The sequence below is a fragment of the Frankia tisae genome (assembly GCF_025403405.1).
In the GTDB taxonomy this organism is placed as follows: domain Bacteria; phylum Actinomycetota; class Actinomycetes; order Frankiales; family Frankiaceae; genus Frankia; species Frankia tisai.
In genome coordinates this window covers 1-9,850 of the sequence record NZ_JANEZT010000259.1, presented here as the reverse complement: position 1 = coordinate 9,850, position 9,850 = coordinate 1, and the positions used below count along the sequence as shown (strand labels likewise).

The window sequence follows — 9,850 nt, the reverse complement described above, 5'->3', positions numbered from 1 at the left end:
GCCCAGCCCGGCCCCCCGTCCTCCGGCGGCTGAGCCGGGAGCCGCACCGCACACCGTTTCGGGCCGCTTCCTTACCCTTCCGGGCTCTTCCGGAGGGTTTCGGCCTGATTTATCCCTCTGGAAGGGCAAGGGATACGCGGTCAGGCCAGGGCGATGTTCACGATGCGGCCGGGGACGACGATGATCTTCTTGATCGTCCGGCCCTCGGTCTGGTGCGCGTAGTCGGGATGCGCGGTGAGCAGCTCGCGGATCGCCGGCTCCGCGGCACCATCGGGCACCTGAAGGGTGAACCGCACCTTCCCGTTCACCTGGACCGGGATGGTCCGCTCGGCCTCGGCGGCCAGCGCCGGGTCGCCCGCGGGGAAGGCCGCGCGGCTCACCGACTCGCCGTGCCCAAGCCGGGTCCACAACTCCTCGGCGATGTGCGGGGCCAGCGGCGCCACCATCAGGACCAGCGGCTCGGCGAGGGCTCGGGGGGTCGCCGCGGCTTGGCCGTACCGCTTCGAGACGAAGTTCGTCAGCTCGATGAGCCGGGCGACGGCCGTGTTGAACCGCAGGCCCGCGTACTCCGCCGCCAACGTGATGATCGTCCGGTGCAGGACGCGGGCGGCCTCGGCGTCCAGCTCCTCGTCGGAGACGGCGACCGCGCCGCTGCTCTCGTCGACGACCGCGCGCCACAGCCGCTGCAGGAATCGGTGCGAGCCGATGATGTCGTCGGTGTGCCAGGGCCGGTCGGCGTCGAGCGGGCCCATCGCCATCTCGTAGACCCGCAGCGTGTCGGCGCCGAAGCGGTCGTACATCTCGTCCGGGCTGACGCTGTTCTTCAGGCTCTTGCCCATCTTCCCGGAGCGACGGTCGACCGGCGCCCCCTCGTAGGTGAACCGGCCGTCGCCGCCCGCCGTCACCTCGGCCGCCGGGACGTACATCCCGCGGGCGTCGGTGAACGCATCGGCCTGGATGTAGCCCTGGTTGAACAGCCGCTTGAACGGCTCCTTGGACGACACGTGCCCCAGGTCGTAGAGGACCTTCTGCCAGAACCGGGCGTAAAGCAGGTGTAGCACCGCGTGCTCGACGCCACCGACATACAGGTCGACGCCGCCGTCGCCGGCTGCCGCGCCCGGCTTGGCCATCCAGTACCGCTCGACGGTCTCGTCGACGAACCGTTCGGTGTTGGTCGGGTCCAGGTAACGCAGGTGGTACCAGCAGGAGCCGGCCCACTGCGGCATCGTGTTCGTCTCGCGCCGGTAGCGCTTCGGGCCGTCGCCGAGGTCGAGGGTGACGTTCGCCCAGTCGGCGACGCGGGCCAGCGGCGGCACCGGGTCGCTCTCGTCGTCCTCGGCCATCGCCGTCGGCCGGAAGTCCGTCATCTCGGGCAGCTCGACGGGCAGCAGCTCGTCCGGGACGGTGTGCGGCAGGCCGTCGTCGTCGAAGACGATCGGGAACGGCTCGCCCCAGTAGCGCTGCCGGGAGAACAGCCAGTCCCGCAGCCGGTAGGACCGCGCCAACCGGCCGTGACCGGCGTCCTCCAGCCAGTGCACGGTCGTCTTGATCGCATCGGTCTTGCCCAGGCCGGTGAGCACCGGAGCGCCCGCCGGGCCGGGCAGGTAGGAGCCCTCGCCGCCGAAGGCGTCCGGCCAGGCCGACGGCGGCGCGCCCGGCGCCACGCCGTGCTCGGCGTACCACTGCTCGTTCGGCGCCAGCACCGCCGGGATCGGCAGGCCGAAGGCCCGTGCGAAGCTGAAGTCGCGGCCGTCGTGCGCCGGCACCGCCATGATCGCGCCGGTGCCGTAGCCGACGAGCACGTAGTCGGCGAGGAAGACCGGGATCTCCGCGCCGTCCACCGGGTTACGGACGTAGGCGCCGGTGAACACGCCGGTGCGGTCGATCTCCTCCCCGCGCTGACGGTCGCTGCGCCGCCCCGCGAACGCCCGGTAGGCCTCGACCGCGGCGCGCGGCGTCCAGACCGGGTCGGCGGCGGCCGCCTCGGTGCCCGCGGCCGCCTCGGTGCCCGTTGCGGTGTCGGTGCTCGCGGTGGCGCCGTGGCCGGCGGGGAAACGCCAGGCGGCCGGGGTGCCCGCTGGCCAGGCGTCGGCGACCAGCGCGTCGACCTGCGGATGCTCGGGCGCGAGCACCAGGAAGGTCGCCCCGGCGAGGGTGTCCGGGCGGGTGGTGTAGACCTCGATGCGCGGCGCATCGGCCGGGCCGGGGGAGACGACGGGGAACTCGACGCTCGCGCCGTCGCTCGGGCTGATCCAGTTACGCTGCATCTGCTTGATCGAGTCCGACCAGTCGACCAGGTCGAGGTCGGCGACCAGCCGCTCGGCGTAGGCGGTGATCCGCAGCACCCACTGCCGCAGCGGCCGGCGGTACACCGGGTAGTTCCCGATGTCGCTGCGGCCCTCGGGGGTGACCTCCTCGTTCGCCAGCACGGTGCCGAGCCCGGGACACCAGTTGACCAGCTGCTCGGAGATGTAGGCCAGCCGGTGGGCGTCGACGACCCGGCGGCGGGCGACCCGGTCCAGCTCGGCCCAGGGCAGGCCCGCCGGGTTCGCGGCGCGCACGGCGTCGACCGACACGGCGGTGTTGCCGGCGGCGGGGCCGGCCACCGGGGAGCGGGTCCCGGCCTCGAACTCGGCGATCAGCTCGGCGATCGGCCGCGCCCGGCCGGCCTGCGGGTCGTACCAGGCGTTGAAGATCTGCTGGAAGATCCACTGCGTCCAGCGGTAGTACCCGACGTCGGTCGTGGCGATCTCGCGGCGGGTGTCGTGGCCGAGCCCCAGCCGGGACAACTGCCGGCGCATGTTGGCGATGTTGGCGTCGGTGGTCGTGCGCGGGTGCTGGCCGGTGTTGATGGCGTACTGCTCGGCGGGCAGGCCGAAGGCGTCGTAGCCGAACGGGTGCAGCACGTGGCGGCCGGACATCCGCTGGTAGCGGGCGAACACGTCGGTGCCGATGTACCCGAGCGGGTGCCCGACGTGCAGGCCGGTGCCGCTGGGGTAGGGGAACATGTCCATGATGTAGAACGGCTCGCGCCCGGCGACCTCGTCGAAGCCCGCGGCCAGCGGCCCGACCGGGTTCGGGGAGTTGAACGTGCCCTCATCGGCCCACCGCCGCTGCCACCGGCGCTCGATGTCCGCGGCGAGCCGGGCGTCGTAGCGGAAACCCGGCTCGTCGCCGGTCCCGGCGGTGGGCGTGGCGCCGGGCGGGGATGCCGTGGCGTTCGCGGCGCCGGTGCCGTGCTCGGCCGTCTCACTCATTCGCTGGTGCCATCCCAACTCGTTGGTACTCCGACCCTTCACGACCCGTCCGAGTACCCGCGACGACCCGTCGACCGCTCTCGCGGCGCAACGGCGGCCTGACGGACGGCGGTCGAGCGAGTGGACGGCGAACGGGCGGGCAAGCGGAGGAGCGGGGATCGTGCCTTCCTCCGAGCGTATCCGGTGCCGTGCAACCCGGTTCCGACCGCACGCCCCCACGAACGGACCGGGCTGCCCGAGCCGGTTGGGGGTGCCGATGGCCACAGTCGGCGCGCCGGGGCACGGGTGGGGGCATAGCCGCCCGCCGCTTTGGTTGCATAGCCCAGTGACCCGGGGTTCCACAGACCCGGGCGACGCCAGACCCTGAGGAGTTGCCCGGTGCCGAACAAGCTGGCGGAGCAGACGTCTCCGTACCTGCTCCAGCATGCGGACAACCCCGTCGACTGGTGGCCCTGGTGCCCGGAGGCGTTCGCGGAGGCGACCCGCCGCGGGGTGCCCGTGCTGCTCTCGGTGGGATACGCATCCTGCCACTGGTGCCATGTCATGGCCCACGAGTCCTTCGAGGACGTGGTCACCGCCGCCTACATGAACGACCACTTCGTCAACATCAAGGTGGATCGGGAGGAGCGGCCCGACGTCGACTCCGTCTACATGGACGTCACGGTCGCCCTGACCGGTCACGGCGGCTGGCCGATGACGGTCTTCCTCACCCCGACCGCCGAGCCGTTCTTCGCCGGCACCTACTTCCCGCCCCGGCCCCGGCCGGGCATGGGTTCGTTCCGCCAGGTCATGGAGGCCGTCGTCGCCGCCTGGCAGACCAGGCGGGCGGAGATCGAGGAGTCGGGGGCCGACATCGCCCGCCGGCTGGCCGAGGCGGCGGCGCGCGGTCCGGTTGCCGGGCTCTCCTCGAGCCCCACGTCCGGCGTCGCCGACGAGCTGACCCCGCAGCTGCTGGACACCGCCGTCGCCGGGCTGTCCGCCCGGTTCGACGCGCGCCACGGCGGATTCGGCGGGGCGCCGAAGTTTCCCCCGTCCATGGTCGCGGAGATGCTGCTGCGCCACGCCGCCCGCACCGGCGACGCCCAGAGCCTGCAGATGGTGGCGTTCACCTGCGAGCGGATGGCCCGCGGCGGCATGTACGACCAGCTCGCCGGCGGCTTCGCCCGCTACAGCGTCGATGCGACGTGGACCGTCCCGCACTTCGAGAAGATGCTCTACGACAACGCCCAGCTGCTACGGGTGTACCTGCACCTGTGGCGCGCCACCGGCTCGCCGCTGGCCGAACGGGTGGTCCGGGAGACCGCGGCGTTCCTGCTCACCGACCTGCGGACCCCACAGGGCGGGTTCGCCTCGGCGCTCGACGCGGATGCGGTCCCGGCGGGCGTGCCGGCGGCCCACGCGCAGCCCGAGGAGGGCGCGAGCTACTCGTGGACGCCCGCCGGCCTGCGTGCTGTCCTCGGCGCGGAGGACGGCGGCTGGGCGGCGGAGATCTTCGGCGTCACCGCCGAGGGCACGTTCGAGCACGGGACGTCCGTGCTGCAGCTTCCGGCGGATCCGCCCGACGCGGCCCGCTGGGCGAGGGTGCGGGCCGCCCTCGCCGCTGCCCGGGCCACCCGTCCGCAGCCCGCCCGGGATGACAAGGCGGTCGCCGCGTGGAACGGGCTGGCGATCGCCGCGCTCGCCGAGGCCGGCGCGCTGCTCGACGAGCCGGCCTGGATCAGCGCCGCCGAGGACGCCGCCGTGCTGCTGCGCGACGTCCATCTGGTGGCCGGCCGGCTGCGCCGCACCAGCCGGGACGGCCGGGTCGGGACGAACGCCGGCGTGCTGGAGGACTACGGCGACGTCGCCGAGGGGCTGCTCACGCTGCACCAGGTCACCGGTGACCCGGAGTGGCTGACCCTGGCCGGCGAGCTGCTCGACGTGGTCCGGGCCCGGTTCGCGGCGCCGGACGGCGGCTTCTTCGACACCGCGGACGACGCGGAGGCGCTGCTGCGCCGCCCCCGCGACGACTCGGACTCGGCGACGCCGTCGGGCCAGGCTGCGGTGGCGGGTGCCCTGCTCACCTATGCGGCCCTGACCGCCTCCGCCGAGCACCGGCGCACCGCCGAGGAGACCGTGACCCGGTTCGCGCCGCTGCTGTCCCGCGACGCCCGGTTCGCCGGCTGGGCCGGGGCGGTCGCGGAGGCCCTGCTCGCCGGGCCGGCCGAGGTCGCCGTCGTGGACAGCCCGGCCCTGGAACGGCTCGCCCGGCTGGGCACCGCGCCGGGCGCCGTCGTGGTCACCAGCGGGCCGCTGGTCGCCGGGCGGGGGGCCCCGGGGGTGTACGTCTGTCGGGACTTCGTCTGCGAGCTTCCCGTGCATTCCGCCGAGGAGGTCCGGCGTCAGCTCGGCGTGAAGATTGCCACCTGAGGGCGGGAACGCTTTCATTCGTGACCCGGTAAGCGTGTAATCGTCGGCGGGTGCGCCGCCGGGGTGTGTATGCGCGCGCCCCGGCGGGGCCACGGCTCCGGAACCAGTCGGCAGGTCGGGCCCGCCCGCGGGTCCGACCGGGGGACCTGAGGAGACTCGTCATGTCCGGTCCGCGTGGGCGTGGTTACGGCAGGCCGGGGGACCGGGCGGAGAAGACCCTGTCGGCGCAGGACGCGCCGGACTGGTTCGCGGCGCACGTCCCCGCCGGCTGGTTCACCGGCCCGCCGGCCGTGGTCGTCGACCGGGACGAGATCACCGTCGTCGGGGAGATACCCGCCGAAGATCCCCCCCACTCTGGCGCCGGCCGGGCCGGGGCCCACTCCGAGGGGGCGGCCTTGCCGGCCGGGCGTGACCTGGAGGCCGCCGCCCTGATCCGCCGGTTCCGCGAGCGCACGCGGGACGAGCGGATCGCCATCGCCGCCGAGGCCGAGCGGCGCTATGGGCGCAAGGTCGCGTGGGGGGCGACAGCCGACGGGGCCAGCGAGCTGTTCACCGTGTTGTCCGTCCCGGTGATGACGCGGCTGCGCCAGCCGGAGCGCCAGGTGCTGGACACGCTCGTCGAGTCCGGGGTGGCGCGTAGCCGCAGCGAGGCGCTGGCCTGGTGCGTGCGGCTGGTGGGGGAGAACTCGGACACCTGGCTGCGGCAGCTTCGCGAGGCCCTCGAGCAGGTCGAGAAGATCCGTTCCGAAGGCCCCGGAAACTGACGCTCTCCTCCTGGGGCCCCCGGCTCTCCGGCCCTGGGCGGGTGGAGCTAGTAGATCGCGAACATCAGGGCGATGTAATGGCAGGTCGCGGCGACAAGGGTGAAGGCGTGGAACACCTCGTGGTAGCCGAAGGTCGCCGGGGCCGGGTCGGGTCGCCGGGTGGCGTAGACGACCGCGCCGAGGCTGTAGCAGACGCCGCCGACCAGCAGCAGGACCATCGAGGCGATGCCGGCCCGGTGGGCGAGTTCCGGGATGACGAAGACGGCGACCCAGCCGAGGGCGATGTACAGCGGCACGGTCAGGTACCGCGGGGAGTGCAGCCACAGCATCCGGATGGCCACGCCGAGTCCCGCCCCGCCCCACACCACCGCCAGGACCACGCGCGCGGTCCGCTCCGGCATCGCAAGAAGGGCAAATGGGGTGTATGTCCCGGCGATGAAAACAAAGATCATTGAATGGTCGAGGCGTTTCATGCGCGCACGCGCACGTGACGTCGACCACATCGTGCGGTGGTAGAGCGCGCTCGTTCCGAACAGTGCCGCGATGCTCAGCGCATATACCGCGAGCCCCAGTCGGGCACGGAGCGTGGTGGCCAGGGCGACAGCGAGGACGCCCAGTGCAAGGCTTACGGGGAATGCGCCGGCATGTAGCCATCCCCGCATGCGTGGTCGCACCAGGTCACGGGGGTGGGAGGGGCCGTCCGCCTGCGGAGGCCCGGCGGGCTGCTGCGTGAGGGAAGCCACGTCCAGGACGATAACCCGGGGCTTCCGGCAACCACGAGACGGAGTCACCCTGCGGCGGTCCGTCCGTACCGGTGCGTGATGGATCCGACGCTTCTGTCTACTCGCTATCGCGCGACTGCGGGGGGAACGCGCGGTACAGTCTAATGATCCTGAACGCGGCCTCGAACTGCCCCTGTACCGCGGGTTTTGTCAGCGCGTGAACGAGTACGTTCGAGTACTGAAGTGGGCACCTGCATACGGGGAAAGAACGCGGCGGGTTCGACTCGACCGGAGGTGTGAGCTGTGACGACCGCGGCACAGATTCCGGGGCTGGAAGCGGCCCCGACGAAGCACGCCAGGCTGGTCGCCTGGGTGCGTGAGATCGCCGAACTCACCCAGCCGGAGCGGGTTGAGTGGTGCGACGGATCGGAGGCCGAGTTCGACCGGCTGACCAGTCTCCTGATTGAGAAGGGGACGCTGGTCCGACTGAACGACGAAAAGCGTCCCAACAGCTTTTACGCCGCCTCGGACCCCAGCGACGTGGCCCGGGTCGAGGACCGGACCTACATCTGTTCCGAGCAGGCCGCCGACGCCGGTCCCACGAACAACTGGATGGATCCGGCGGAGATGCGGGCCAAGCTCCAGGGCCTGTTCGAGGGCTCCATGCGCGGTCGCACGATGTATGTCGTGCCATTCTGCATGGGTCCGCTCGGATCGCATATCTCGGCGCTCGGGGTCGAAATCACCGACTCTCCTTATGTCGTCATTTCGATGGGCACCATGACCCGTATGGGGTCGGCCGCTCTCGAGCAGCTCGGTGACGACGGCTTCTTTGTTCCGGCGGTTCATTCTCTGGGCGCTCCGCTCGAGTCCGGTGCGGCCGATGTTCCGTGGCCGTGCAATACGACGAAGTACATCTCCCATTTCCCGGAGACCCGCGAAATCTGGTCCTATGGGTCGGGTTACGGCGGTAACGCACTGCTCGGCAAGAAATGCTATGCACTGCGGATCGCGTCAGTCATGGCACGCGACGAGGGCTGGCTCGCCGAGCACATGCTCATCCTCAAGCTGACGTCGCCCGCGGGTAAGGTTCACTACATTGCCGCAGCCTTCCCGTCGGCCTGCGGAAAGACGAATCTCGCCATGCTCATTCCCACCCTTCCCGGGTGGAAGGCGGAGACTGTCGGTGACGACATCGCCTGGATGCGGTTTGGCGAGGACGGCCGGCTCTACGCCGTCAACCCCGAGGCCGGCTTCTTCGGCGTCGCCCCCGGTACCGGCGAGCAGACCAACCCGAACGCGATCAAGACGCTGTGGGGCAACACGGTCTTCACCAACGTGGCCCTCACCGACGACGGCGACGTCTGGTGGGAGGGGCTGACCAAGCAGGCCCCGGCGCACCTCACCGACTGGAAGGGCCGCGACTGGACCCCCGAGTCCACCGAGCCCGCGGCGCACCCCAACGCCCGCTTCACCGTCCCCGCCGGGCAGTGCCCCACCATCGCCTCCGAGTGGCAGGACCCCAAGGGCGTGCCGATCTCGGCGATCCTGTTCGGCGGCCGCCGGGCGACCGCGGTTCCGCTGGTCACCGAGGCGCCCGACTGGCGGCGCGGGGTCTTCTTCGGCTCGATCGTCGCCTCCGAGACGACTGCGGCCCAGGCTGGCGCGATCGGCAAGCTGCGCCGTGACCCCTTCGCGATGCTCCCGTTCTGCGGCTACAACATGGCCGACTACTTCGCCCACTGGCTCGAGGTCGGCCAGAAGGCCGACCAGGCGAAGCTGCCGCGGATCTACTACGTGAACTGGTTCCGCAAGAGCCCGCAGGGCAAGTTCCTCTGGCCCGGCTTCGGCGAGAACAGCCGCGTCCTCGCCTGGATCGTCGGCCGCCTCGAGGGGCACGCCGACGGCGTGGAGACTCCCCTCGGCGTCCTGCCCACCAGGGACGCCCTGCCGACCGACGGCCTCGAAATCGACGACGCCGACCTGGACGCCCTGCTTACGGTCGATGTCGACGTCTGGAAGCAGGAGGCCGAGCTGATCCCCGAGCACTACCAGACGTTCGGCGACCGGCTCCCCGCCGAGCTCTGGGCCGAGCACGAGGCCCTGGTCGGCCGCCTCAACGGCTGACCCGCGACCCCAGCTTCATGCCGGCCCGCGCCGGGCGATTCCTCCGCCCGACGCGGGCCGTCGCACGTCCGCCGGCATTCGCGGGCGTCCGTGGGCGTCCGTGGGCGTCCGCCCCAGTCCGCCTCCGTCCCAGTCCGAGCCTGCACCCGCCGATCAGTCACGCTTCGTTACGGTTTCCGCGTACGGCGGACGCGTCCGAGTGCCCGCAAGGACGCACCCGGCAGTAACCATTCGCCGGGAATCGGGTCCGTCTCCGCTCCGCCCGCCAGCCCGCATGTTCCACGGGAGCCGGCGCGTGTCGCCTCGGGAATTTTCTGCGATGTCCCCGACTGCTCGGCGGATTTCCGTCAAGAGGGCATGAGCGCCGCTCCACGGAGAACTGATCCGGACGGCCCGCCCGCCGGAAAACGCGGCCCGTCCGGCCCCGGGCCCTCCGACCCACTCTGACCGAGTCGTTCCAGCCACATTTCCTGATGTTGCCGGGCCGCCTGACCATGTTTCCGAAAGACTTCCGGCTCCCCCGTACACGGCCGGATGGGCACTCGCGTTACCTGGGTCCGCTGATCGTCCC

At 71.7% G+C, this 9,850-nt stretch carries 5 protein-coding genes; 3 read left to right on the top strand and 2 right to left on the bottom strand.

The window, feature by feature from the left end; genetic code table 11:
- Positions 1-140: 140 nt before the first annotated feature.
- Positions 141-3,257, bottom strand: a complete 3,117-nt coding sequence (locus NBZ85_RS21685) for a leucine--tRNA ligase (RefSeq protein WP_261562500.1) — start codon at positions 3,255-3,257, stop codon at positions 141-143.
- Positions 3,258-3,635: 378 nt separating this feature from the next.
- On the opposite strand from NBZ85_RS21685, the gene NBZ85_RS21680 reads away from it, so the two are divergent.
- A complete protein-coding gene (locus tag NBZ85_RS21680) occupies positions 3,636-5,666 on the top strand; it encodes a thioredoxin domain-containing protein (protein WP_261562499.1) in 2,031 nt (676 codons plus the stop codon).
- Between the two features lie 161 nt (positions 5,667-5,827).
- On the top strand, positions 5,828-6,430 hold the full coding sequence (gene abmR / locus NBZ85_RS21675) for an ATP-binding transcription factor AbmR (RefSeq protein ID WP_261558690.1): 603 nt from the start codon (positions 5,828-5,830) through the stop codon (positions 6,428-6,430).
- 47 nt (positions 6,431-6,477) lie between these two features.
- On the opposite strand, the gene trhA is transcribed toward abmR, so the two are convergent.
- Complete coding sequence (gene trhA, locus NBZ85_RS21670) at positions 6,478-7,173, bottom strand: PAQR family membrane homeostasis protein TrhA (RefSeq protein ID WP_261558689.1); 696 nt, start codon at positions 7,171-7,173, stop codon at positions 6,478-6,480.
- A 282-nt stretch (positions 7,174-7,455) separates the two neighbouring features.
- Between trhA and NBZ85_RS21665 the strand changes: the two genes are divergently transcribed.
- The gene (locus tag NBZ85_RS21665; RefSeq protein WP_261558688.1) at positions 7,456-9,279 is read left to right on the top strand and encodes a phosphoenolpyruvate carboxykinase (GTP); all 1,824 of its coding nucleotides are present in this window, start codon (positions 7,456-7,458) and stop codon (positions 9,277-9,279) included.
- Positions 9,280-9,850: the final 571 nt, after the last annotated feature.